This is a genomic window from Bacteroides faecis MAJ27, from assembly GCF_900106755.1.
In the GTDB taxonomy this organism is placed as follows: Bacteria; Bacteroidota; Bacteroidia; order Bacteroidales; family Bacteroidaceae; genus Bacteroides; species Bacteroides faecis.
On record NZ_FNNN01000018.1, the window covers coordinates 1 to 24,579 of the forward strand.

Annotated in this window: 25 protein-coding genes and 1 tRNA gene; 9 read left to right on the forward strand and 17 right to left on the reverse strand. The window is 37.6% G+C overall.

The features are described 5' to 3' along the window. Nucleotides 1-385: 385 nt before the first annotated feature. From BLW31_RS15440 to BLW31_RS15490, 11 genes are all read right to left on the reverse strand, one after another. Entirely contained in the window at nt 386-1,432 is a 1,047-nt protein-coding gene (locus BLW31_RS15440; RefSeq protein ID WP_029424994.1) for a nucleoid-associated protein, read from the reverse strand. 1 nt (nt 1,433) lies between these two features. Next, complete coding sequence (locus BLW31_RS15445; RefSeq protein WP_010535355.1) at nt 1,434-2,840, reverse strand: hypothetical protein; 1,407 nt, start codon at nt 2,838-2,840, stop codon at nt 1,434-1,436. Between the two features lie 2 nt (nt 2,841-2,842). Further along, the gene (locus BLW31_RS15450) at nt 2,843-3,886 is read right to left on the reverse strand and encodes a nucleoid-associated protein (RefSeq protein ID WP_010535354.1); all 1,044 of its coding nucleotides are present in this window, start codon (nt 3,884-3,886) and stop codon (nt 2,843-2,845) included. A gap of 193 nt (nt 3,887-4,079) precedes the next feature. Then, entirely contained in the window at nt 4,080-4,409 is a 330-nt protein-coding gene (locus tag BLW31_RS15455) for a hypothetical protein (RefSeq protein WP_010535353.1), read from the reverse strand. A 171-nt stretch (nt 4,410-4,580) separates the two neighbouring features. Beyond that, a complete protein-coding gene (locus tag BLW31_RS15460; RefSeq protein ID WP_029424992.1) occupies nt 4,581-5,570 on the reverse strand; it encodes a DUF5712 family protein in 990 nt (329 codons plus the stop codon). A gap of 4 nt (nt 5,571-5,574) precedes the next feature. Next, entirely contained in the window at nt 5,575-6,159 is a 585-nt protein-coding gene (locus BLW31_RS15465) for a BfmA/BtgA family mobilization protein (protein ID WP_010535351.1), read from the reverse strand. Between the two features lie 284 nt (nt 6,160-6,443). Then, nucleotides 6,444-6,776: a helix-turn-helix domain-containing protein gene (locus BLW31_RS15470; protein WP_010535350.1), complete on the reverse strand. Its 333-nt coding sequence runs from the start codon at nt 6,774-6,776 to the stop codon at nt 6,444-6,446. A gap of 129 nt (nt 6,777-6,905) precedes the next feature. Then, nucleotides 6,906-7,532 carry a hypothetical protein gene (locus BLW31_RS15475; RefSeq protein ID WP_029424991.1) on the reverse strand — a complete coding sequence of 209 codons (627 nt, stop codon included), beginning with the start codon at nt 7,530-7,532 and terminating at the stop codon, nt 6,906-6,908. Nucleotides 7,533-7,571: 39 nt separating this feature from the next. Next, nucleotides 7,572-8,375 carry a class I SAM-dependent methyltransferase gene (locus BLW31_RS15480; protein WP_010535348.1) on the reverse strand — a complete coding sequence of 268 codons (804 nt, stop codon included), beginning with the start codon at nt 8,373-8,375 and terminating at the stop codon, nt 7,572-7,574. Between the two features lie 489 nt (nt 8,376-8,864). Continuing rightward, nucleotides 8,865-9,350 (reverse strand): DinB family protein, encoded by a 486-nt coding sequence (locus BLW31_RS15485; RefSeq protein WP_029424989.1) that lies wholly within the window; start codon nt 9,348-9,350, stop codon nt 8,865-8,867. A gap of 85 nt (nt 9,351-9,435) precedes the next feature. Next, on the reverse strand, nt 9,436-10,269 hold the full coding sequence (locus tag BLW31_RS15490) for an AraC family transcriptional regulator (RefSeq protein ID WP_010535346.1): 834 nt from the start codon (nt 10,267-10,269) through the stop codon (nt 9,436-9,438). Between the two features lie 332 nt (nt 10,270-10,601). Between BLW31_RS15490 and BLW31_RS15495 the strand changes: the two genes are divergently transcribed. The 4 genes from BLW31_RS15495 (at nt 10,602) to BLW31_RS15510 (ending at nt 12,163) form a co-directional block, all read left to right on the forward strand. Beyond that, nucleotides 10,602-10,916, forward strand: coding sequence for a helix-turn-helix domain-containing protein (locus BLW31_RS15495; protein ID WP_010535345.1), 315 nt, complete (start codon nt 10,602-10,604; stop codon nt 10,914-10,916). Continuing rightward, nucleotides 10,903-11,196 carry a DUF3876 domain-containing protein gene (locus BLW31_RS15500; RefSeq protein WP_010535344.1) on the forward strand — a complete coding sequence of 98 codons (294 nt, stop codon included), beginning with the start codon at nt 10,903-10,905 and terminating at the stop codon, nt 11,194-11,196. Before BLW31_RS15495 ends, BLW31_RS15500 begins: the two co-directional genes overlap by 14 nt. A 53-nt stretch (nt 11,197-11,249) precedes the next feature. Next, nucleotides 11,250-11,543 carry a helix-turn-helix domain-containing protein gene (locus BLW31_RS15505; RefSeq protein WP_010535343.1) on the forward strand — a complete coding sequence of 98 codons (294 nt, stop codon included), beginning with the start codon at nt 11,250-11,252 and terminating at the stop codon, nt 11,541-11,543. 92 nt (nt 11,544-11,635) lie between these two features. Beyond that, entirely contained in the window at nt 11,636-12,163 is a 528-nt protein-coding gene (locus tag BLW31_RS15510) for a GNAT family N-acetyltransferase (protein ID WP_010535342.1), read from the forward strand. A gap of 311 nt (nt 12,164-12,474) precedes the next feature. Here BLW31_RS15510 and BLW31_RS15515 read toward each other — a convergent pair whose 3' ends face one another. From BLW31_RS15515 to BLW31_RS15530, 4 genes are all read right to left on the reverse strand, one after another. Then, the gene (locus BLW31_RS15515) at nt 12,475-13,695 is read right to left on the reverse strand and encodes a site-specific integrase (protein ID WP_010535341.1); all 1,221 of its coding nucleotides are present in this window, start codon (nt 13,693-13,695) and stop codon (nt 12,475-12,477) included. Nucleotides 13,696-13,937: 242 nt separating this feature from the next. Further along, nucleotides 13,938-14,010 (reverse strand) — tRNA-Lys (locus BLW31_RS15520). 94 nt (nt 14,011-14,104) lie between these two features. After that, entirely contained in the window at nt 14,105-15,238 is a 1,134-nt protein-coding gene (locus BLW31_RS15525; protein WP_010535340.1) for an AI-2E family transporter, read from the reverse strand. An 18-nt stretch (nt 15,239-15,256) separates the two neighbouring features. Further along, complete coding sequence (locus BLW31_RS15530; RefSeq protein WP_010535339.1) at nt 15,257-15,856, reverse strand: thymidine kinase; 600 nt, start codon at nt 15,854-15,856, stop codon at nt 15,257-15,259. Nucleotides 15,857-15,997: 141 nt separating this feature from the next. Here BLW31_RS15530 and BLW31_RS15535 point away from each other — a divergent pair, with 141 nt between their 5' ends. From BLW31_RS15535 to BLW31_RS15555, 5 genes are all read left to right on the forward strand, one after another. Beyond that, a complete protein-coding gene (locus tag BLW31_RS15535) occupies nt 15,998-16,717 on the forward strand; it encodes a DUF8457 domain-containing protein (RefSeq protein WP_029424988.1) in 720 nt (239 codons plus the stop codon). A 6-nt stretch (nt 16,718-16,723) separates the two neighbouring features. Then, a complete protein-coding gene (gene rsmI, locus BLW31_RS15540; protein WP_010535337.1) occupies nt 16,724-17,398 on the forward strand; it encodes a 16S rRNA (cytidine(1402)-2'-O)-methyltransferase in 675 nt (224 codons plus the stop codon). 34 nt (nt 17,399-17,432) lie between these two features. Then, complete coding sequence (locus tag BLW31_RS15545; protein WP_008763834.1) at nt 17,433-18,287, forward strand: Cbp1 family collagen-binding glycoprotein adhesin; 855 nt, start codon at nt 17,433-17,435, stop codon at nt 18,285-18,287. Between the two features lie 102 nt (nt 18,288-18,389). Continuing rightward, nucleotides 18,390-19,082 (forward strand): YjjG family noncanonical pyrimidine nucleotidase, encoded by a 693-nt coding sequence (locus BLW31_RS15550; RefSeq protein WP_010535336.1) that lies wholly within the window; start codon nt 18,390-18,392, stop codon nt 19,080-19,082. Between the two features lie 61 nt (nt 19,083-19,143). Beyond that, on the forward strand, nt 19,144-19,803 hold the full coding sequence (locus BLW31_RS15555) for a MarC family protein (protein WP_010535335.1): 660 nt from the start codon (nt 19,144-19,146) through the stop codon (nt 19,801-19,803). Nucleotides 19,804-19,931: 128 nt separating this feature from the next. Here BLW31_RS15555 and BLW31_RS15560 read toward each other — a convergent pair whose 3' ends face one another. Both BLW31_RS15560 and BLW31_RS15565 read right to left on the reverse strand, forming a co-directional pair. Next, nucleotides 19,932-21,341 carry a RagB/SusD family nutrient uptake outer membrane protein gene (locus tag BLW31_RS15560; RefSeq protein WP_010535334.1) on the reverse strand — a complete coding sequence of 470 codons (1,410 nt, stop codon included), beginning with the start codon at nt 21,339-21,341 and terminating at the stop codon, nt 19,932-19,934. A gap of 19 nt (nt 21,342-21,360) precedes the next feature. After that, entirely contained in the window at nt 21,361-24,456 is a 3,096-nt protein-coding gene (locus tag BLW31_RS15565; protein ID WP_229112904.1) for a SusC/RagA family TonB-linked outer membrane protein, read from the reverse strand. Nucleotides 24,457-24,579: the final 123 nt, after the last annotated feature.

Genomic DNA, 24,579 nt, shown 5'->3' on the forward strand with positions numbered 1-24,579 from the left:
CAGTTTAGAGGAGTCAGAGATAAGGCATTTTTTTTATACAGACTTACTAAGTTATATGCATAAAATGAAAATCCCTCAGGTTTTTACATTGATCCCTTTTTTGTCTTTCAAGCAAGACTGAAACAATAAAAAAAGTCCTACAATACGTTGATATTGTAGGACTTGTCTCTTTTTTGTCACCGTTTGGCTTTGTTCTTATGTGATCCGCTTGGGATTCTCCTTGCAGAGTTACCATGCTGATATTTAAAACTTTATATTTCTGGCTTCAAGCATATCCCATGAATTATCCCACTAATTTGCTACGTGCTTTTGCGGTAGTTTGCTCATGGAGAATACTGAAAGCAAAGATAAGTACTTTCTAGTGATTATGTAGAAAAATGCATCGTTATTTTTCTTCTTTAAAAAAAAGCTGATAATAATATAGACCTGATGCATTATCATATCCTCTTTTTATCATCTGATTATCCCCATGAATATATATATGAAAGTTTTCATCCAGTTTAACTACGCTTTTTAAACCCTTTACCTGTTTATTTACAGCATTTTCAGATATTTCAAAATTATCTTCAATTGATATTTCTCTTTTCTGCTCGTAAGATTCTTTATATTTATTAAAGCTATCTATTATTTTTTGATCTCCAATGACCTGTTTCGAAAAATCTTCTAAAGTGAAGCTATTGTTCTCTTTAAAATATTTGACTGTATTATTTAATAATTCAGCTTGTTCTACTTTTGATATTTCGAATTCATTTGGAATTTGCTTTGTAACAAAGTTTTTAGATAATGATAGTAATGCTTTTGTATTATGATAATCATTTGACAATTTGTCTAAATGCAAGAAGCTATTAATCCAATATTTTGCTTCATTTTTTTTATTAGTATTATCTATAACAGAAACCACATATCCATTGTCTTTATCTATATTATAAATCAAGCATCCTTTATCTAATTTATTTATATTAATACCTTTGCCACATTCTATTGCAAAATTTTCTTTATCAGAATATACTTCCAAGAACGTTTCTTTATTTTCTGATTTGAATATTCCAATGGCATCTGTGTTTATGTTCTCAACCTCACAATTGGTAAAATAGGCAACATAAAATTCACCACTTTTTATATTAGGATGCGTAGATAATTCATATAGAAATTTGGCTAGCAATTGTGATTGTTCCAATATACAAGAACGATTTTGAAATATATTTGATACATAGTTGTACACTTCGTTGAGTTCAAGATTTGAGGTATGATGGAATTTGTACAAATCATCGTACTTAAATGAGGATATAAAATATTTAAGCAAGATAGAAGAAGTGTTTTCTGTTAACTCCACCTTGTGTTTTGAGATTGTAATTCCATCATCATTGGATTTATTTCCTACCCAATGAATAACTAATGAATCAAGATTTATGTCGTAATTATTTATTTCCATATTATTTAAATATTTCATTCCATATACTCGGAAAATTCCATGTTGCAAAAATTATTAATGCGTATAATATCATTAATAATATATATATAATTATAGTAACTATAATTCGTGGATTTAAAGTCTTTCTGATATGATTTTTAAGCTCTTTTTTAGGTATTACTTCACTGGTACACTTGCACCAATGATTAAGTTCAACTCTTGAAAGAATAAGGTCAGAGGTGTCTATAATGGCTTGTGTTATTGCTGATGCAGTAAAGTATATTGCTAATCCGCAAAAGATTATATTAATAATATTTTCATATCTCGATAGTTTTTCTATTTCCGTGAACTTTGTAAACATAGTAAAACCAATGAGAAGAATACCTGCAAGAACATCGCGTGTTAAATTGCCAAGTAGAGATCTTACTTTTGATGAATATAAATCAGATTGCGCCTTTAAATCTTTAAGAAGGTTAGTAAGCTCTTTTGCATATGCATCTCTTCTTTCAAGCATAACAAAATTATAGCGTTCTTTTGCTTGTTCAAAGGCGTTGTTGGCAACTATTGGTAATTCATTTAGTAATGGTTGCTCATAGTCAATGTCTAATGTTACTCTATCTAGAAAAAGTTTACGCTTAATATCAATTTTAGCAGAATCCCCATCTAAATAAATCCATTCTATGATTTCTTTTAATAATAATAGGAATTTAAGCGATAATTGAGTTTCCTCATTACATAGTGCAAGTTTTACTCTTTTTACTCCTTGTAGAATAACTGATTGCTCATTTAGTTCATTAACAAATGTACTACATAAAGTAATAGCTGAATTTCTCAAACAATAAGAGTAATACTTGTTTTTAGGATTTCTTTTTTCGACAAATGTTATTAAGTACTCATTTACATTGGAGCACAAATTGGAGTTATTGGGAATAACAACATGTTCTGCAACTATCTCATTGGATGGCAATAATGTAATGTTATTATCAAATGATTCATTTATGTTATTTGTAATAAGAAGATTTGGTCCACCTGTTATTGTATCTAAATTATATACGATAATTTTTAATTTACAATAAGAGGTGACCTTTAAAGGGTTTATACTTTTTATCCAATCTTCAAAGTAATCAATACTGTAAAAGAATTGAATATCATAATCATCAATTCTTTTTAGATTTAATTTGTTTATTATTATAATAAAATCACTTCCAGAGTAATCATCTATCTCTTCTATATCAATAGAATCAGTTTCTACGTTGATTTTTGGGGCTAATAAATAGTGATAATTCGTTAACTCATTACTTAGCTTTTGAATATCAGTTTGTAGCTCATTGTAATATCCAACATTAATTGTTAGATTACCCCATGATTCAACGAAACCTCCTTTGTGTGAAATAATTTCATCTAATATGTCAAATATTATGTCTAGCATATTTACAATGATATATCTTGAATGTCGTCTGTCTTTATTACTATATGATACATACCATCACTTTGGTCGCGTTCTTTGGGTAATGTAAGATTGACTAGAGCAGGATCGCCAGTCCAAGACATAGTCAATCCTTCTGCTGTTATTTTTTTGTGTTTTAGAGTATTGTTGTCAAGTGCTTTTCTGCTTATTTTGTAGTTTTGCCCATAGATACCCAATTCTTGAAGAAACTCTTTAAATGATGCTTTTGCTCTACTTCTTCGTTCTTCATCTTCATCATATAATACTGTATCAATAAACTCATCAGAATTAAATATACTATGGCTAGTCAGATAATTAATTGCACGTTGTTTATAGTTAGCAGCTGTATCGATACTGTTTAGTAGTGATTTATTGAGGTTAGCCCATTGAGTTGCAGCACGCAAAGTTTTCTTTGTTAGATCAAATATGTCATCTTTTTCTGTTACAGCTAAGAAATTCTTGAAATACTTTTTTATAGAATCACTATTTCGCTCATACACTAAAGCCTCCCATGCATACACATCAGATATTGATATTAAAGCCATCTTTTGTATTGCTTTAGTGTCTTCAACAAAAGTATCTTTTATTCTTTTTAATGTTGCTCTATCATTGTTGACTTTATATTGATAAACTAGCCTGTTATCTATTTTTATCAAAAAAATGAAACCGGGATTTTCTCGTATTTTTACTTGAGATACAATAAATACTCCATCAGATGTATTTCCTTTGTGCTGCTCCTTAAATGATGATGTTAGTTTTTTGGACATTTTGATAAAGCTAGATTCATCTTCTATAATTGTTTTGCAAAAATTATATGTAGAAGAATTTGGCTTATCAGGAAAAATACATCTTATTCCTTGAGCAACATCAATTAGCCTTTTTTTAAAGAACTCGATTTGCTCGTTATTTAAACTCACTTGATTTAGATAAAGAGGTTTTGCATCTTTTTCAATTATAATATGAAAAATGAACTGTACAATTTCTATTGATTCCTTGTCTTTTTCAGTTAAAACACTTTCTCTTTTCATATGGTCGTTTTTATGTGAGCAATTATGTTCATTATAAATGAGAGTCTAATGCTTACAAGTTCCTATAGATGAATTACACAGCTCGTATTTACAATGTTTCACAAATATAAGTTTTGTATCTATAAAAAACAACAGAATCGGACTTTTTTTGAAACAGTCATAATTTGATTCTTCATGTATCATAGAAAGTTAGTTAGTATTTTATAAACACTGTATCATTGGGATAATTGCTGCTATATGGATTCTTGTTGAAATCTATGAAAATTTCTTTGTCCCAGATCTTCTGCCATAGTATTCTGCTAATTTTAGTTGCATCACTAGGCAACATTTCTATTTCGCTATATTCAGTATTTGCCTCTTTTTTTAATTTACCCTCTTTCTTTGCTTCATTAAGAATATAGTGACATAGTCGTTTATAGGTAACTTCATTGTCTGATAAGTCAATGAAGTTAGAAATCTTATTCTTTAACTCTACGTCTGTATAAGATACAGCAAGAGGCGTTATACCATATTTATGTATCATTTCGTATATTTTTTAGTGTTCTCTACAAATATATATCATTGCTTTTATCTTTTTGTATAAAATCTAAAAATAATCAAGGCTATTACAACATCTGTATGAGTTAGCTTCTATAAGAGGTTAACAGTTATTGTTGTAAGTGAGGTATTAAGTGTAAAGAGTTTATGATGCTGATTAAATTATTCGCTTCAATTTCCTTTTTTTCTTTTTAGGCTTTTTATTTTGTTCTTCGGGACTATATGGTAAATCTGCTTTAGATGAAACAAGTGAGATAGACGAAGCAAGTACTTGATCCTCATCTTGATTTATAGAAGTATTACTTTCTTGTTTGGTCGTAATATAAGGAGTTATATTGAAAGTTACAGTGTCAGTTTTCTTGTTTTCAAAATTGATAGAAAACAAGTTTTCTTGGTTACTATCTAGGCTGATTTCTATTTTTCTTTCATTGGATTGGAATTCTTCTTTGTTCTTATCGCCAGTAAATTCTTGCTCTTGGACAGCAAGCTGTTCGGGTATAGAACAGTTTTTCATCGTATTGTAATAAAAGAACGATTCTATTTGTTGGCGGTTATAGTCGAATAGCTTATCAAACCCTTGCTCTGCCTGTTTAAACAAGTTCACACGGTTGAAACCTCCTGTTACTGTTCCTTTTTGAGTGTTTTTGTGGTTAGTAAGTGGTGACAACTTCTTTTTATTCGATTGATCTTTCCGGCTTACAATCAAATGACAGTGCATATCCAGTTCATTATCTGAACGGTTACGATCAAAATGAATCTTCCCGTAAAACTTTATATCCGAAGCGGATAGTTCTTTGTTGAAGTTAATGGCATATTCTGGGATAAACACCTCACGGATATAGCGTTTCATTGCTTCGACTTGTTCTTGTTCGGTGTTCCCCATTGCTCGAAGTTCCTTTTCTGATGGGCTGACATGGATAGCATAAAACTTAGCATCCGTCTTTAAGAACTGCCCGATATTGCTATCTATATCTTTTATGACCTTAGATTTATAGATATTATCCTCTGTCAGATTAAAAAAGCCTTCGGTATAGATGCCCTTTTCTATCCTTTTTAAATCTTCGTGTTCCATGTAATTAGCTAGTTGTCGGCAGCTTCCAGAATTATTATATGTTCCGTTTGATGGCGGAGCAAAGTCTATGTGCATGATCCTATGTATTTATCAGATTGATGATTTCGGCTTTTAGGCTCTCTTTTCGTTTGCTATCCATCACGCCACAAGCGGAAAGTTCTGAATAGAGTTGTATCAGGTGGAGTAGTTTTTTATAATCTCGTTGGTGTATTTGATAAAGTGCATTTATCTGTTTGGACTGATTGTTTATCACATCGGCATGATTACAGAACTGTTCACTTAGCTTTTTAAGCACGGCTGTTTGTCTCTCCTGACTGGCTTCCAGTTGAGAGAGAATAAGAGTTTCTAAAGTTTTACCGATAGCATCGAAACGTAAAGCGATAGAATTTGTAGCCCGTATCATGGGATTCAGTTGTTCTTCTTCATAGTGACGAATGAAGCGGATAATATTATCCTGCCTCTTATTTATTTTCGCCAGTTCTGATTTTACGGATTCAGGAGCTTCGGAAGGATTGATATGTGCCTTATCAATATACCCGAACGCCAACTTTACAACTTCACTCTTTTTCAGTGAATAGCGTTTGCATATCTTCTCTACCAAAGCTGCCGTTTCCTTGTCAATGGAAATGGTAGTGAATATCGTTTTTCGACTGCTGTTTGGCATAGTAATTACTTTTTTATAGAAATATGAGTGGATAAATACCTGATAATAAGCGTTGTAAAGAAAATACTTATTACAGGTGTCATTACTGCGTGTTCTTGTAACACGCTAAAGCCGAAGGCTTTGCCTCGCAGAGCAAGAGGAAAGAACAGGACTTGTCCAGTTCCCTCTTGCTCAATTTAGCGAAACGTGCGAAGCCGGAAGGCGTAGCTGTTTCAGCTAAATTGGGGTGGCAGCATAGAGAAATAGCCTAAACACAGGCTTCTTTCCTCTGCTACCTTTTGCTTTCAAGACTGATTCTCAAATTGATTAGCTTTTTCAAATTGTTTGTAGCTTTGAGAGTCGGCACGTTCACGAACAAAAGCCCGAATATCATTCGCTCGATAGTAAGTTTTCTTTCCAATGGTAAAGTAGGGTAGTTGTCCGCTTACCCTGTAACGTTGAAGCGTTCGGAAAGATACTTTCAATAGAAAGGCTAAATCCTGATTGTCGAGTATCTTTTCATTATCATCCAGTACCTTATCGGTGTTTATAAGAGATTTTAGGTTTTGCCCTATTTCAGTGAGTTTCTTAGATAACTTCACCATCCACTTTTCAAAGTCTTCGTTGTCAATATACATTTTGCTTCATTTTTAAGTTGAACATTAAGATTTCCAATCGATTGATAAAGCAAAGTTCAGCAAACGGGCGCAAATAAATTAGGGGAGTAGATCATCTATTCCCCCATAAATTATTGATAAACTACTGATTTACAAATACCCTCTATTTTTACTTTCTATCTTGATAGCGATTATTAATTCATTTAGAAACTCTGTCAGTTTTGTGGCTTTACGCTTAAAAACATCATCCCTTTTCTTATATATGTCTGCAAATTTAAAGTTCATTCCTTTCTCAAACACCCGTGCCAGTTCTGAAAAATTTACAGAATTTCCAATCTTGTTTTTTACGGAGTGTGAATAAAATAAACCGCATATCAATTCCATTATATCAATCATATCAACATCATTAGCTAAATACACATCAGGGTCAAAACTATTCTCTGTGTTTATCGGAAATAAATCAGGGTTATCCAAGCGAAATTGTATCACCTTAAAAGTAGAATCCAATATACTTAATACCTTGATTATTAACAACCGGATTTCAAGTGAAGATTTATCATCCTTAATCTCTAGACGCATATTCAATTCTTTTACCTCTGTTACTGTGTAATTTATAGCAAAGCATAATAATATAATATTCTGTTCTTCCTGACAAAACAAAAGGAGTTGCCGTACAAAATCATCATAAGCCATTGATAATTCTATATGGCTAATCTCATTGCCATTAACAGAGCAAGAGAGTAGTTTGAATAACTTTGTTTCTAAGAAACGTTTCACTTATACTTTAAATGGATAGGTTACATATAATCAAACATTTCACTTTTCTGCAACTATGAAAATTTCACTGCTTGATGTGAAATTGTTCTTACCGAGTAAATCTCTATAAATTGTTATTTTGCGGAATCCGACCTTTTCTAATATGTCTGTTATTTCTTTCTCTGAATAATATCTTTCCCAAATAATAAAATGTTTGATTATTCCTTCGAGTACCAAGTTATGTTGATATGCAAATACTTTGTTCTTAGGATAATGGAATGTTTGACTCAAAAGCAGATATTCATTTTCATCCCAGAAACCACCGTGAGGTGCGTATTCCCAATTTTTACTTTCTCGTCTGTCACTAATTATCCTTTCCGAGAAAACATCAAAAATAAAAGTTCCGCCATTAGTAAGAGAGTGATATATATTATCCAGTAATCGATCACGGTCACTATCGGAATGAGTTCCCATATCACAATAGATCATGGTTATAGTATCGTAATTGCCATTGGGGTAATCATTAATGTAGTCATTCAGAATGTATTTTATTCCATTCCGTTTTCTTTTAGCATACTCTATTGAAGACTTATTAAAGTCAATACCTGTTACAATATAATTTGCATCTGCAAAAAGTGACGTATATAATCCCGGTCCACATCCCAAATCAAGTAAATGACTTTTAGGTTTTGAATGTTTAAGAACAAAATTCACTATCTTTAAAACAGATTCTTGCCTTCGGCTAGCTTCATCAGACTGAAAATCGAGATGTTTTTTTAATATTTGCTGCTGAATATAAGGATCAGTCCAAATATTATGATTGGACTTTTCAAATAGAACTGGTTTTTTGTTGATGATTCTCATTTGTATTTTGAATATTTGTTATTTTAAAAATCCCATAATAGGATAAGAAATACAACTATCCGTTACAAACATAGAAATTTACGCACCTTTTTCGGGCTAAAAATAATATTGCTAAAACGTAGGAAATGATACGCAAACAAGTAACAGAAAGTTTTTCTGCTATAACTAAAAGTTTGTATGGATAGAATATCCGCGTATCTACATATAGAGTGTATTGGTTCAGTGTGCTAAAATAGCGATTTCTATTTAAATCGCGATATATTTTAATGTTTTTCTGAAAACAAATTTGATGGACTACTCTTCTTCACGAGTTCGATAAAATATTCTATAGTATGAAAAAGAGTTATTTGCAACAACGGAAAAACATAACGGACTAGGGTAGTTCATACGTTCTTTATCCATTCTCTATTTAGGCTTTCTGTTTTGCAAAACTCTAACTGTCAGGAATATACTCCAATATGTTATACTTGTTGCAAATAACTCAATAGTTTATTGAATAGTGCTTTCAGTTAGTTCATGAATTTCTTTCATATGCAGGTGTAAATGATCTAAATAACCCTCTATCATTTCTTTTAGTGTAACCTTAGTTCCTTCAAAATCACACCAGTAATTATCTAATTTCGTTACATCTACGGAATGAATAACGTGAATGATATGTAAATTATAAAACTTCCATAATTGGATTAAGTTAGCCCAATCTGCATTTTGATAATCTTGCAGAGCTATCCACAGGTCATTATCCTGACGATAATCAGGGAAAAAAAGCAGGTCTTTGCTGTATTGCAGGCGCACCATTCGTTGGTGATTGTTAGATGCCGAATCAATCAAATGACCGAGTATCTGCTTGATGGTACGATTTTGCTTGTTTATTCTTTGTGTTACCACTTCTACAGACAAGTCGTTTAACAACCTCTCTTCCGTTTCAATAACCTTTGCAATTCCATCGGTTATATAGCTAAAATTAGTTCTTTGCATCATATTTCAGTTTTAAATTCTTCTGTAAAAATAAGGCTTTTGCCTATCGTTCACTTGTAAAAAACTGACTTTATACAAATCGAAGCTATGCAAAACGATTGGATGTGATAACATTAAGCCTACAGTCTTCGGAGAAGAATGTAGAATAAGGAGAATGGGAAGATAAATATTGAGTTGGCGAACAACCTGAAAACTCCTTAAAGTCCTTTACCAAGTGCGAAGGATCATAAAAGCCACAGGAATAAGTCAGATCTGCAATCTCTATTTCCGGATTATTCTGTAATAGATACAGAACTCGCTGAAAACGGACTACTCTGTAATATTCTTTAGGGCTCATCCCTACATGTTTGGTAAATATTCTTTTAAACTGCCTATATCCTAAACAAGCACTTTCAGCAAGAGTATTCACCTCTATTTGCGGTTGATTGATTATTTGGCTGATAGAATTCTGTACCCTTTTGTGATTGTAATCTATATCAATCAGCCGCTTCATGAGAAAGAGTTCGATAAACTGAATACAAGTCTGAACGTTTCTTTCGCTGGAAATGGAATTTTTAAGATGGTTTAATTCTATATCCTCTAAATCTTCAATGTCTATGTAACGGTTATATAAGTCACTCATAGGGCATTGTATAAAAGGGTTTAAACCCAAAGGATGAAATATAATCGCAATCATATCAATATTACCTTTAGAAGCTAAACTCCCATAAACAGAAAATTGCCCTCGAATAAAATTCCTTGGCTGTACACCCTTTGATTGGATGTTCAAATTGTCACCTCGATGAAAAACAAGATGTGCACAGCCCGATGGAATAGTTTGAATCCTTACTGGTTCTATTTCATCGGTCTTTAGCACCCAATAATATTTAATATATTGGGAAAGCGATAGTGACGGATATATAATTTCACTTTCTCTCATTTTACATCTATGTGTCTGCTGAACATATTGCGGTAAATATAATGCTTAATCTCCGCATTACAATAATGAAGCAAATAAAAACAGGCTATAGACTATGATGTAAGTTCATAACTAGTTTTTTGCGTCCTTTTATCTGTTTTTATTAAGCGATTCTGATAGTGAGTTTGCTATTTTAACTTCCCCAGATTCTTATATATACATTTAGGTAGTTAGACATTAGTAGCTTTATCCTACCACTTCCAGACAGTTTGAAAAATGGCTTTTGATTCTTCTTTCATTTGCTGGTGAAATAGAATCAACACGTTTTATAAACCATTAAAAATTAAAAGAGTATGGAAGTAGTAACCATCGAAAAAAGAACATTCTCGTATATCTGCGAGAAGTTCATGGAGTTTGCCAAACGGATAGAGAGTTTGTGCAATACTCATACTCAAAAAGTAGAAAACTGGCTGGATAGTCAGGAGGTGTGCTTGTTGCTAGGCTTTAGTAAACGAACGCTACAATATTACCGAAGTAGTGGGCGACTGGCTTATTCTCAAATAGGGAGCAAGATTTATTATAAGTCTTCCGATATTGAAAGAATTATTATGGATAGTGAAACACAAAATCAATCACCCAAACAAATCATGCCTTATGAAAAGAACTAAAGAAGATTATCCGTCTTTCAACCTGTTCTCCATTGTCGGCACATGGGAAAGCATTAATCTGAATCCTACGGTTATCATCTATCGGAACGACAAAGATTATCTTCTCTCTATTATCTATGTATCGGAAACCACTAAACAGGCTTCACCCGCTACTTATGAGATACAGCAAGATGGTAACCAGTATTTTATTACCACTGCATCCAAACGGCTCTATATAGATTATGATCCGGGAAAAGATGTACTAAGCATTTCATCGCTGGGTGACTATCTGCGCAACTGACCGACTATCTAGCAATCTTGAAATCAATATTTCAATAAAACAATCTTTCAATCATGGAACTAATAAATAAAGATACCCCACAAGTTAAAGAATTTATTTCTTCGCTCGATTCAATGCTAAATGGTATTGAATCAATCGTCAAGCACTATAAGCCCCACCTGAATGGGGAATGCTTTCTTTCCAACCATGAAGTTTCCCAAAAACTGAATGTCAGTCTGCGAACCCTGCAAGAGTGGAGAGATACAGGGCTAATCCCCTTTATCCAGATAAAAGGTAAAATCATCTATCGCCAAAATGATATTGATAAGCTGCTCCAAAAGCACTACTTTGAAAGCTGGAAAGAATAACTATCTGAAAGAGTATGATTTCCACTATCTTAAAAGGAAACCTCTTTTATTATAGTGGAAATTATACCTTTGCATCCTAAACAGTTGAAATTATGAAGTTTGTAATAGAATCCGGTACGACTGCCGACATTGACGAATTAGAAAAGTTATATGATGATCTGAATGATTATCTATCAGCAACCACCAATTATCCCGGATGGATAAAAGGCATTAATCCTATTCATGAAGATGCGGTTGTTGGCATAGATAATAATACTCTTTTTGTTGTCAGGTATGACGGAAAGATAGCTGGCTCTATTATTTTAGACCATCATCCCGATGAAGCCTATAATAGTGTAAGGTGGAAAATAGATGCTGATTACAACCATGTTTTTGTGATACGCACTTTTGTGGTGCATCCCTCATTCTTGAAAATGGGTATTGGTCGTGCTTTGATGGACTATTCGTTTGAATTGGCTCAACAATCAGGCATAAAATCTATTCGTTTAGATGTGTATGAAAATAATCTTCCGGCAATCTCCCTCTATGAGAAATGCGGTTTTGAATACATTGATACCGTAGATTTTGGCTTTGGCAACTATGGGCTGGATTGGTTCAAACTGTATGAGAAACTTGTTTAAACTCTATTCAAGTGAAAGACGTTTTCCTCATGCCACTCACAAAAACATTGTTTTTCGGAATTTAATCTGAATCATTGACTTTTCCAGTGAAGTATTTAGTCTGTGCAAGTCTTTAGATAAAAATACGCTCGAATGTAATGAGAGGAAGATTTTTATCTAAACCGAAGGCTTGGACTTGAACAGGCTAAATGCGGAACTTACCTTTGTCAATGCTTCATATTGAGTTCTGGAAAACTTACTTTAAAAGAAAAGGATTGAGAATATGAAATTCATTCTTCCCAATCCTTTTTCTATATTGGCTACTGCCTTATTTATATAGCCAAATCCGACAGACAGCTATTAACTTTCTGCATATCCTTTAGAATATTCTGATCCAGTATTCGTGCATAGTGTTTCGTTACGCTGGTATCTGCATGACCTAACATCTTTGCTACATTCTCCATGCTTACGCCATTCGCTAGGCAAATGCTTGTGGCATAGCTATGACGGGCGGTATGAGTGCTAAGATTTTTCTGAATTCCGCACACATCTGCAATTTCCTTTAAATAACTGTTCATGCGTTGATTGCACAATACAGGCAGGAGTTTTCCAGTGCATTCTGCCACATCCTTATACTTGTCAAGAATAGAAGCAGCCACAGGCAACACGGGTATATTACACATAATTTTTGTCTTTTGACGGTTCTTTCTTATCCAAAGCTCCCCTTTGCTATCTCGTACCAAATGTTCAGGCGATAAGTCTTTCACATCGCTGAACGCTAAGCCAGTAAAAATGCAAAAAACAAAAATATCCCGTACTTGTTCTACTCGCTTAATAGTAAACTCTTTGGCGAGAATGATTTTAATCTCGTCCATCGTCAGGAATTCAGGATCGGTTTCTTCTAATTTGAAGCGGTAGTAAGCGAATGGATCTTTCTTAATCCAGTCGTTCTCCAAAGCAATGCGGATAATCTTCTTCAAGTTCTTTAATCGTGTGATAGCGGAGTTCTGCGCACAACCTTTTTCAATCTTCAAGAAAGCATCGAACTTAGAAATGAAGTTGGCTTCCAAGTTGTTCAGGGCAATATCCGATAACTGATATTCTTTCTTAATGAATTCCTCCAAATATCGGGTAGTGGTTTCATACCGTTGAACGGTTTTACTAACAAAGTCTTTGCCGATCAGCTTACGACTTTGTTCGTTGTGTTCTCTGAATACTTGCAAAAGGGTTTTGCTTTCTTCATCTACACCATAATACAGTTTTCTCACAAGATCAACGGTGATAACCTTGTCGGAAGTTTCCAGTTCCCTATAAATTTGGTGTATGCGTGAACGTGTGATTTCTAAGTAATGGTTCAGTTCGACCGACATGCGGTCTTTACCTTTTGAATTCTCTTTTGCCTGATTCCATAAGTTCACAGGGCAGCTTCTTTTGATAGAAATATCTACCATACAGCCGTTTACGGTAATTCTCATGCATACAGGAGCTTCACCGTTCTTTAATAATTTGCCTTTCTTGATGAAGAACAATACAGAAAATGATTTTCGAGCCATTTTTACATCGTTTTTAGAGTTACAAAACTATGTATTCTCTTCCAAAGTAGTACTACGCAAAATGTTATGAATCAGTGAGAAAGACGCAAATTCGTGGGACTTTTTTCGATTAAATTTTAGTCCCACGATTTATCCACCAATAATATGCTTGAAACGGCCGTTTTCTGCTACTTGCCAGAAAAAAGAAATCCCCGATAATGCTTGATTATCAGGGATTTGCTTGATTTTTCTTTTGTTTTCAGTGATCCGCCTGGGGCTCGAACCCAGGACCCCAACATTAAAAGTGTTGTGCTCTACCTGCTGAGCTAGCGAATCAATCCTTATTTGCGAATCAGTTATTTCCTGATTGCGGGTGCAAAGGTAGTTACTTTTATTTAATTTGCAAGTGTTTCGTAGAAAAAAGTTCCAATTATTTTTCCTCTTTATCGCTTGTTTCTTGATTATCAGTAATTTCTACTTCATCATATTTTATTCTTTCTTTGTTGATAATAAAGCGTTGATAGTAGGAAAGCATCAAAGTGGTCAGAGGCAAGGCAATGATCATACCCAGCATTCCCATTAATGAACCCCAGATAGAAAGGGATAAAAGGATGATGGCGGGATTCAGTCCCGTAATCTTTCCCATGATTTTGGGGACGAGGAAAGTATCCTGTATAATTTGGACGATGGCGAAGACTGCCAGTGCGCATGCTATAATAATCCAGAAATTCTCTCCCGTATCGGCAGCTTTAAGGATCGCCAATAGGACCGTAGGGAGGAAACCGATGATTTGCAGGTAAGGAACCATATTAAGCGCTCCAATGAAAAGCCCTAGAGCGATAGCCATCGGAAAATCGATAATAAGGAAGCCTATACTGAACAGAATCCCCACACAAAAGGCAACCAGTGCCTGACCACGGAAATACCGATTCATGCCGTCCTGTACATCATGTACGAGGTTGGATGCGAAGGTACGATACTTGTTGGGCAGCAGATGCAGCCATCCTTCGGCTATGACTTCATAATCCAGCAATATAAAGATTACATATAATAATATGATAAAGGAGGCGAGAATGCTGAACAGGATATTGAGCGACTCCGCAAGCAGGGCCCACACTCTGGGCACCGTATCTTTGATGGCTGCAAGAATATTCTCTTCGCTTAATATACGGTTGAGCGCCTGAAGATCAATATTCTCATGAATGAATTCGGAAAGATTCTTGGGTACATTATTCCCGGCTCCATTGGTGAGGTAGGTTACCAGTAAGTCATTCATCCTGCCTATTTCCGAAACCATGGGAGGCACCAACAAATAGAATAAGGATATTCCGACAAGAGTAATCAGAAACAAGGCGCAGAAGATAGAAACAATACGGCTCTTTAACCGTAGCTTATATTGGAAAAACTTGACTAACGGGTAAACCATGTAGGCAATCAGCCAAGCTATAAAGAAAGGTAATAACACTCCGCTGAGCCGTTCCACAAGCATTAATATCCCTACCACCAGTACACATCCGATGGAACCACGTATAAAACTGTCGAATGTTATCTTCTTTCTTTCCATATATGTTTTAAATAGAGTTTATATCTGTTGTCCGTCCTCTCCCCGTGCACGGAGGTAGCACTCCCTGCAAAGCGGCTCGTATTCGGCTGTCTCTCCTAAAAGTACCTGCTTGTCATTCTTGACGGTACGATGAGAGAAAGATGCCAGGTCACCGCACTTCACGCAGATAGCATGAACTTTGGAGACTTCGTCGGCAATAGCGCATAATTGCGGCATCGGTCCGAAGGGATTCCCTTTGAAGTCCATATCCAGTCCGGCGATGATGACACGGATACCGTTATTGGCAAGCTGTCTGCATACGTCAATCAGTCCGTCATCAAAGAACTGTGCTTCGTCGATGCCTACTACATCTATTTCAGAAGTGAACAACAGGATACTTGCCGATGAATCGATAGGGGTGGATGCGATGGAATGACTGTCGTGTGATACCACGTCTTCTTCCGAATAACGGGTGTCGATGGCCGGTTTGAATATCTCTACACGCTGGCGTGCAAACTTGGCTCTTTTCATTCTGCGAATCAGCTCCTCCGTCTTTCCGGAGAACATTGAACCGCAGATTACCTCTATTCTACCTCTTCTTCTAGTCTCTTGTATGTGGTCTTCTGAAAATAATACCATGTGATTTTCGTGCTTTCTTGATTAAATAAATGAATGGACAAAGGTAAACAATTCGATGTACAAGAACTGTTAAATTATCCATTATTTTAAGTTATTGCATAAATTATTCCTACATTCGCACCATAATAACAATGGATGGAAATGAAACAGAAGCTATTAACAGATATTGAGCTGGATGTTCATGAGCTGAAGCTACTCATGGATACGTTTTCTAAAGAGCCGACTCAGACTTTGTCTGAACTGTTGAAGCGGAGCATCCTGCGTATGCAGGATCGTTTGGAGCAGTTGTCGGAAGAGATAGAAGCTGTACCGGTGGAAGATTCGCCTTCCGCTATAGCGGAAGTGGAAAGTGAAGTCCCCATTGTTGAAGAACAAGCTCCTGTAATAGAGGAAATTGAATATCCGGTAATAGAAGAGAAGGTCGTGGAAGAGAATGAAGCGACAGCGCTGGGAGAAGATGAACCTGTGATAGTACAGGAACCGCAGGCTGTTGTGGAAGAAACAGTAATTGAGGAACCTGTTGTCGAAGACGAAATGGAAGAGAAAGAAGTGGAAGATGAGTCGGAAGACGACGAATCGCTTCTGATAGAGGAGCCGAAAGCTGCCGTATTGGGCGAAAGCATAAAGATGGCTGCCGGATTACGTCATTCCATCAGCCTGAATGATTCTTTCCGTTTCTCACGTGAGATATTCGGCGGAGACCCTGAACTGATGAACCGTGTTATCGAGCAGATATCAGTCATGAGTTCTTATAAGACTGCCGTGGCATTTCTTGCCTCGAAAGTCAGCGTAAACGAAGAGAATGAGGCGATGACCGACTTTCTGGAGTTGCTAAAAAAGTATTTTAATCAATCAGCATAAAAGTTTATGGGAAAGTTATATGTAGTACCTACGCCGGTAGGAAATCTGGAGGACATGACCTTTCGGGCAATCAAGGTGCTGAAAGAGGTCGATCTGATTTTGGCAGAGGACACACGTACTTCCGGTATTTTGCTGAAACACTTTGAAATAAAGAACGCAATGCAATCTCACCACAAATTTAATGAACATAAAACGGTGGAAAGTGTTGTTAATAGAATAAAGGCAGGTGAAACCGTGGCATTGATTTCGGATGCCGGAACACCCGGGATTTCTGATCCGGGATTTTTGGTAGTCCGCGAATGTGTGCGCAACGGTATCGACGTGCAATGTTTGCCGGGAGCGACAGCTTTTGTTCCGGCACTGGTAGCATCGGGACTGCCGAATGAAAAGTTCTGCTTCGAAGGGTTCCTCCCTCAGAAGAAAGGACGACAGACACGACTGAAGGCATTGGCAGAAGAACATCGTACTATGGTGTTTTATGAATCGCCTCACCGCTTGTTGAAAACGTTGACACAGTTTGCCGAATATTTCGGCACTGAACGTCAGGCAACCGTGTCTCGCGAAATTTCCAAACTCCACGAAGAAACCGTTCGGGGAAGTTTGGCGGAATTGATAGAACACTTTACCGCTACCGAGCCCCGGGGCGAGATTGTGATAGTATTAGCAGGAATAGACGATTAAAATAACTTCATTTAAAAACGTAAAACGTAAACGTATGAAAAAGTTAGCAGTTTTATTTATGTGCGCAGCCATGTTGGCTTCGTGTGACTTTAAAGGTGGAAGCAAAGACCTTAAGGCTGAAAATGACTCTCTTTTAATGGAATTGACACAGCGTAACGCTGAATTGGATGATATGATGGGAACTTTCAATGAAGTGCAGGAAGGATTCCGTAAGATCAATGCTGCCGAAAGCCGTGTGGACTTGCAGCGTGGTACTATTACCGAAAATTCAGCCAGTGCCAAGCAACAGATTGCTTCTGATATCGAATTCATCTCCAAGCAAATGGAAGAAAACAAAGCTCAGATTGCAAAACTGGAAGCTCAGCTGAAAAACAGCAAGTATAACTCTACTCAGATGAAGAAAGCTGTAGAAGCTCTGACTGCTGAATTGAAAGCTAAACAACAACGTATCGAAGAACTTCAGACTGAACTGGCGTCTAAGAACATTCGTATCCAGGAACTGGATGCAGCTGTCAGCGACCTGTCTGCTGCCAAAGAATCTTTGGCTGCCGAAAACGAAGCGAAAGCTAAAACCGTTGCCGAACAGGATAAGAGTCTGAATGCCGCATGGTTCGTATTCGGAACAAAATCAGAGTTGAAAGCCCAGAAGATTCTTCAGAGCGGTGACGTGCTGAAGAGCGCTGATTTCAACAAGGATTATTTTACTCAGATCGATATCCGTACAACAAAAGAAATCAAGTTGTACTCCAAACGTGCTGAGTTGTTGACTACTCATCCGACAGGTTCTTATGAACTGGTGAAAGATGACAAAGGTCAGCTGACTTTGAAAATTACTAATCCTGCCGAATTCTGGAGCGTATCCAGATACTTGGTTATTCAGGTAAAATAAGGTAGACATACCTGGTTAGAATTGCCAATGTGCTGATTCCTGAATTCAAGAAATTAGCACATTGGCTTTTTTATTTCTCATATTATATATATCACGGAGCCAATGAAATATAAAAATCTCTTTTTTGACCTGGATGACACCATCTGGGCTTTCTCACGAAATGCACGCGACACCTTTGAAGAAGTATATCAGAAATATTCATTTGACCGCTATTTTGATTCATTCGATCATTATTACACACTGTATCAACGACGCAATACCGAACTCTGGCTTGAATATGGAGAGGGAAAGGTGACAAAGGAGGAACTGAACCGCCAGCGTTTCTTTTATCCCTTACAGGCAGTAGGAGTGGAGGATGAGGCTTTGGCTGAGCGTTTCTCGGAAGATTTCTTTGCCATTATTCCTACCAAAAGCGGTCTGATGCCCCATGCCAAAGAAGTGTTGGAGTATCTTGCGCCGCAGTATAATCTGTATATCCTTTCCAATGGTTTCCGCGAACTGCAGTCGCGCAAGATGCGTTCGGCAGGAGTAGATCGTTATTTTAAGAAGATCATTCTTTCGGAGGACCTCGGCGTATTGAAGCCTTGGCCCGAAATCTTTCATTTTGCTTTATCTGCCACCCAGTCCGAGTTACGCGAATCGTTAATGATCGGTGACAGTTGGGAAGCCGATATTACCGGAGCGCATGGGGTAGGGATGCATCAGGCTTTCTATGATGTGACGGAACGAACCGCTTTTCCTTTTCAACCTACCTATCATATCCATTCACTGAAAGAATTAATGAATTTATTGTAGGTTTTATGGATTAAGTCGTATTTTTGTTGCATTTAATAAATGTATAAAATACGATAACATCATGGATAGTACGCTTCTGCCATTTGCCTTACTTTGTTTTACTTCGTTCTTTACGCTGACCAATCCTTTGGGGACAATGCCGGTCTTTCTGACCATGACACACGGAATGACAGATAAGGAGCGGCAGGCTATTGTGCGCCGTGCCACCATCGTGTCGTTTATAACGTTGATGGTGTTTGTCTTTGCCGGGCAGTTCCTTTTCAAATTCTTCGGTATCTCTACCAATGGTTTCCGTATTGCCGGTGGAGTAATTATCTTTAAGATTGGTTTTGATATGCTTCAGGCACGGTATACTCCGATGAAACTTAAAGACGAAGAGATTAAAACCTATGCCGATGACATCTCCATTACTCCTCTTGGAATTCCGATGTTGTGTGGTCCCGGGGCTATCGCTAACGCCATCGTTTTGATGCAGGATTCTCATACTTATGCAATGAAAGGTATATTGATCGGAACAATCGCTTTGATTTATCTGCTGACGTTCTTCATTCTCCGTGCTTCCACCCGACTGGTGAAAGTACTGGGAGAGACCGGAAATAATGTAATGATGCGTTTGATGGGATTGATTCTGATGGTGATTGCAGTGGAATGCTTTGTGAGTGGAGCGAAGCCGATATTGGCGGATATTGTGAGAGAAGGGCTGAGCGGTATCTGCAAGTAGAAGTCTGTATTGTGGGGAGGAACGGATAAGATTACTTTCATGTGTAAATTCGGAAATGAAAAATAAAAAGCGAGCCCGTTTAACTGCTTAAAGTTAAACGGGCTCGTTATTAAAATGGTTTCAGTGTATTAGTAGCCTTCGTTTTGTTTCAGCTTACCGTTAGATACATTGATCTCGGAAACCGGAATAGGCATTACGGTACGATAGTCGTCATAGTTGATCGGACCGGCCGGAACTTGGGCATTCGTTACTGCCTTTTTGTTTCTCCATGTATCCCAGGCGTTATGACCTTCACCATAAAGTTCCAGTCTGCGTTCTGTCAGAATATCATCGATAGTAACAGAAGCAACGTCTTCATAGCCGGCTATTCTTTGCTTACGCAAGTCATTGATATAGCTGGCAGGATCAGCACCACCTGCTTTTAATGCAGCTTCTGCGGCAATCAGATATACTTCGGACAGGCGGATTACTTTCGGATTATTTACATATATTTCTCCGTCGCGTCCCGGATACTTCTGGATATACCAGCCTTCGTTATCTCCACCGTCGCTTTCTTCAGCAATCAGAGTGCTGCGAACATCTTCCGGACGTTCTTGAAGGAAAGTTTTGAATGCATCGGTGATACCGGCTTCTGCATAACCTTCGGCATGTGTGTAGAATCCGAGAGAGTTACGTTGTGCATTATAGAGTGAGGTAATCAGGAACTCGAAAATGCTTTCACTGCTTCCAACTTTGGTCCATACTGTTTCGTATTCATCTCTGGTGTACAGCTTGTATGGAGATTTTTCGATTACATATTTGGCATCCTCAAGTGCTTTACTGTTCTCATTCATGTAGAGATATGCACGGGCTCTCAGTGCACGGGCTCCCCAATAGTCGATATGACCGGCAGTTACTACCTTGCTGGTTTCTGGGAGATTATCCAATGCAGTCTTCAAGTCATCCAGGATGGTTTCGTAAGTTTTCGCAATAGTAGCTCTTTCTGCTGTATATCCGGATTCGAAAACTTCTGTAGACAATACGATGCCCGGATCGCTGGCCTGTGCATTGCAAGGAAGTTTAGCGAACAAGCGGGCCAAGTCAAAGTGGAAAAGTGCCCGTAAAGCATACAATTCACCTACCTGAACATCAACTTCAGCTCCTTCCAGACCGGATTTCTTAACTCCCTCCAAAACTTTGTTTATTCTTGCCAGAGAAAGATAGAAGCGTTTATAGAAATAGTATGAATCAGAACTATTCTTAGTAGCTTGGTAAGCATATACATCGACAGTTTGTTTATTACTACCGATAGCTTTGAAGTCGCTACCTCTTTGGTCGGCGTACAAGAAGAAATCACCTGCGTAGCTGCCACGTGGATTAGTTCCCGCGTCTATAGAAGAAGTTTGAGACTCATAAACACCGTTAACTGCAAACTGTAAATCTTCGAGAGTCTTAATAGCACCTTCTGAAGGCCATTCACTGGAAGGCACTTTGTCGAAAGTATCGCATGAGGATACTGCCAACGTCAGTAATAGAATGGGTAAATATATTTTTTTCATTATTCAGTCTGTTTATAGATTATAATTTGATATTAATGCCGAATACACAGCTTCTCAATGCCGGTGTATCTGCCTGACGATAACCATTGATCGCTACATCCGGGTCAATGTTTTTAGTCTTCGACCACAACATAGCCAGATTGTTTGCTCTGAAGTAGATGCGGAAGTTGGAAATGTGCTTCTTCAATACCGGCAGAGTATATCCTACTGTCATTTCTCTCAGACGAATATTGTCAGTCGATTTGATTGTGCGGCTTGAGAATCTGTCCCAACGATAAGGGTTGGCATAGATAGGCATCGGGTTGTCTACTTTATCACCCGGATTTTTCCAGTAGTTTCCGGCTACATCTTCTGACAGGTTCATGGAACCGATTCTTACGCCATCATGATGAGAGAAATATCCCGGATAATCGAACATATCACCACCAAACTGATAAGTGATCAGGAATGACAGGTCAAAGTCTTTGTATGTGAAAGTGTTGCTGAATCCACCGATAACATCAGGCAATGCTTTTCCTACAATTCCCTTACCTGCTTCCGAGTAGTCATTTACCACTCCCTTTGAGTGATCTTCAGGATCTAACCAGAATTCTCCCAGACCTGTTTCAGGATTTACACCTTTCCATTCGGGCAGATAGAATGTGTACATTGACTCTCCCTCACGGTGCAGATACATTTCTCCGTCTCCATACTGGATATCTTTTCCTTCAGGAAGTTTGTCTACCAATGCACGTTGGTAAGTCAGGTTGAAGTTTGAAGTCCATGTAAAGTTCTTGTTGCTGATATTTTTAGAATTGAGTTCCAATTCGAAACCGTCGTTCTTCAATGCACCCAGATTTTCCCAACGGGAGTCAAAGCCGGTGATTAATGAAGTAGGTACTTCGAACAGCAAATCCGTAGTCTTCTTATTGTAATATTCCAGAGACAGATTTACGCGGTCGTACATATTCCATTCAATTCCCATATTGAAGTTCTTGGATTTTTCCCAGCTTAATTTGTCGTTAGCCATTCTTGACCAGTAAATGGCGGGAGCACTTCCGTATCCGGAACCTGTATACAGGTCCATGTAACCATAGTAATCTGAGGGTAAGTTACCGTTTGTACCATAAGATGCTTTGATCTTGAAGTCGGTAAATAACGGCATATCTTGCATAAATCCTTCTTTACTCATTCTCCATGCACCGGATACAGACCAGAAACTAGCCCAACGGTTGTCTTCACTCAAACGTGACGAACCATCACGACGGAAACTGGCAGAAAGATAATACTTGTTATCATAGTTATAATTGCCACTTGCGAAATATGACATCATGCCGGCTCCCAAGGTTGAACTTGCAGCCTGGTCCGGTTGTCCGTTGGCCAATTCGGGATAGTGGCTTGAATAACGTTTGGCAACAGTTACAATCTGCAGCAGGTCTCTGTTTTCAACTTCGAAACCGGCCATCAAGTTCAGATTGTGCATATCTTTAAAAGTATCCGTGTAGTTTAATGTAGAAGAGCTGGTAGCTACGCGGCTTTCGAAGGTATAACGAGAACCCATTCCGCTGACGGAACCACCGTTAACGCTGTTGCGATCCCAATATTCAAAGTGCTTGTTGTCTACATAGTCATAACCAAAGATAGAGTTAAGTGATAACTTATCACAGAATTTGATTGTTACATCTGCATTGGTCATGCTACGGAACATTTTGGTCTGAATCCACTCCAGAGCTGTATCGCTGTCTTTACCACCTAGCATCAGATGCGGGTTGGTAACTTTACCCCATGCTGCATTTTTATTATATGAACCATCTTCATTCTTTACCGGAGCAGTCGGGTCCATTGCGAATAAAATACCTATCGGAGAAGAAGTACCCATTCCTTGAGCCTGGTCTCCCTGATCGCGGAAACCATCTTGCGATGTAGCGGCTATCATTTGCTTGAGAGCTACGTTCAGCCAGTTATTTACTTTGTGATTAACGTTCAGACGACCGGAGATACGTTCGAAGTCACTACCAAGAACGATACCCTCGCTCTTATTGTAGCCAACTCCGGCATAGAACTGAGTCTTTGACGAACCGCCGTTGATAGATACCTGGTGATCTTGAGTGAAAGCAGTACGATAGATTTCTTTCTTCCAGTTCGTATTTACTTTACCGGATGGATCATGGATAAAGTCAGCAACAGTAGCCGGTGAGTCGAGCAGAGGAATGAACATATCACCTCCGTTATCGATGTTGTTCAATGCTGCTTGTTTGCTATCTGTTATTCCGTAAGTAACCAGACAGTTGGCTAATGATTCGCGTGTGTAGTCAATCAAGTCGGCTGATCCCATCATATTGAAAGCATTTACAGCCATCTTGTTCCAGCCTACTTCACCTGAATAGCTGACATTCGTTTTTCCTTCTTTACCTTTCTTTGTGGTAATGATGATAACACCGTTTGCGGCACGTGAACCGTACAATGAAGCAGCGGCAGCATCTTTCAGAACAGTCATGCTTTCGATGTCTTCAGGATTCAGTGTACTCAATACGCTTTGAGTCTTACCGTAGTAGTTCATGTCGTCGTCAGCCTTCGTTACAACACCGTCAATAACATACAACGGGCTTTTAGAAGCACTGATAGAACCGACACCGCGAATGTTGATTTCGGCCATAGAACCTGGGTCACCAGTTGCTGAGGCTGTGCGCACACCTGCCATTTTACCGGACAGCGCTTTGTCAAAAGACTCTTTAGAACCGGAAACGATTTTATCTGCCTTAATGACAGCAGCTGATCCTGTGAATGAAGACTTCTTCGCAGTACCATAAGCTACAACAATAACCTCATCAAGATTTTGTGCATCAGATTTCAGCACAACTTTCACAGTTGGTCTGATAGCCACTTCTTGTGTCTGCATACCGATATACGAAATCTGCAAAGTCTTTGCAGAACTTGGTACGTTCGCCAAATTAAAATTACCATCGATGTCTGTGATTGTACCTTGAGTAGTACCTTTTATCAACACAGAGGCTCCAACAACTGGTTGCCCGTCTTCTTCAGAAATCACAACGCCTGTGACTTTCTGAGTTTGAGCGGTTACTAGGCTTATGCCTACAAAAAGGCATGCCAATAACAGCATTAATTTTCTTTTCATAAATTCTCTCTTAAAGTTCAACTTTACATTAATTGTCTCTATACTCTAACAAGTTGCAAAATTATTAATAAATATGAAACTAACAATTAATTTGATAAAAAAAGGTTGTATATATAACATATT

Coding starts and splice junctions, on each gene's coding strand:
- BLW31_RS15440 (WP_029424994.1), bottom strand. CDS start 1,432: ATGGAAATAAATAATTACGACATAAATCTTGATTCATTAGTTATTCAT.
- BLW31_RS15445 (WP_010535355.1), bottom strand. CDS start 2,840: ATGCTAGACATAATATTTGACATATTAGATGAAATTATTTCACACAAA.
- BLW31_RS15450 (WP_010535354.1), bottom strand. CDS start 3,886: ATGAAAAGAGAAAGTGTTTTAACTGAAAAAGACAAGGAATCAATAGAA.
- BLW31_RS15455 (WP_010535353.1), bottom strand. CDS start 4,409: ATGATACATAAATATGGTATAACGCCTCTTGCTGTATCTTATACAGAC.
- BLW31_RS15460 (WP_029424992.1), bottom strand. CDS start 5,570: ATGCACATAGACTTTGCTCCGCCATCAAACGGAACATATAATAATTCT.
- BLW31_RS15465 (WP_010535351.1), bottom strand. CDS start 6,159: ATGCCAAACAGCAGTCGAAAAACGATATTCACTACCATTTCCATTGAC.
- BLW31_RS15470 (WP_010535350.1), bottom strand. CDS start 6,776: ATGTATATTGACAACGAAGACTTTGAAAAGTGGATGGTGAAGTTATCT.
- BLW31_RS15480 (WP_010535348.1), bottom strand. CDS start 8,375: ATGAGAATCATCAACAAAAAACCAGTTCTATTTGAAAAGTCCAATCAT.
- BLW31_RS15485 (WP_029424989.1), bottom strand. CDS start 9,350: ATGCAAAGAACTAATTTTAGCTATATAACCGATGGAATTGCAAAGGTT.
- BLW31_RS15490 (WP_010535346.1), bottom strand. CDS start 10,269: ATGAGAGAAAGTGAAATTATATATCCGTCACTATCGCTTTCCCAATAT.
- BLW31_RS15495 (WP_010535345.1), top strand. CDS start 10,602: ATGGAAGTAGTAACCATCGAAAAAAGAACATTCTCGTATATCTGCGAG.
- BLW31_RS15500 (WP_010535344.1), top strand. CDS start 10,903: ATGAAAAGAACTAAAGAAGATTATCCGTCTTTCAACCTGTTCTCCATT.
- BLW31_RS15505 (WP_010535343.1), top strand. CDS start 11,250: ATGGAACTAATAAATAAAGATACCCCACAAGTTAAAGAATTTATTTCT.
- BLW31_RS15510 (WP_010535342.1), top strand. CDS start 11,636: ATGAAGTTTGTAATAGAATCCGGTACGACTGCCGACATTGACGAATTA.
- BLW31_RS15515 (WP_010535341.1), bottom strand. CDS start 13,695: ATGGCTCGAAAATCATTTTCTGTATTGTTCTTCATCAAGAAAGGCAAA.
- BLW31_RS15525 (WP_010535340.1), bottom strand. CDS start 15,238: ATGGAAAGAAAGAAGATAACATTCGACAGTTTTATACGTGGTTCCATC.
- BLW31_RS15530 (WP_010535339.1), bottom strand. CDS start 15,856: ATGGTATTATTTTCAGAAGACCACATACAAGAGACTAGAAGAAGAGGT.
- BLW31_RS15535 (WP_029424988.1), top strand. CDS start 15,998: ATGAAACAGAAGCTATTAACAGATATTGAGCTGGATGTTCATGAGCTG.
- rsmI (WP_010535337.1), top strand. CDS start 16,724: ATGGGAAAGTTATATGTAGTACCTACGCCGGTAGGAAATCTGGAGGAC.
- BLW31_RS15545 (WP_008763834.1), top strand. CDS start 17,433: ATGAAAAAGTTAGCAGTTTTATTTATGTGCGCAGCCATGTTGGCTTCG.
- BLW31_RS15550 (WP_010535336.1), top strand. CDS start 18,390: ATGAAATATAAAAATCTCTTTTTTGACCTGGATGACACCATCTGGGCT.
- BLW31_RS15555 (WP_010535335.1), top strand. CDS start 19,144: ATGGATAGTACGCTTCTGCCATTTGCCTTACTTTGTTTTACTTCGTTC.
- BLW31_RS15560 (WP_010535334.1), bottom strand. CDS start 21,341: ATGAAAAAAATATATTTACCCATTCTATTACTGACGTTGGCAGTATCC.
- BLW31_RS15565 (WP_229112904.1), bottom strand. CDS start 24,456: ATGAAAAGAAAATTAATGCTGTTATTGGCATGCCTTTTTGTAGGCATA.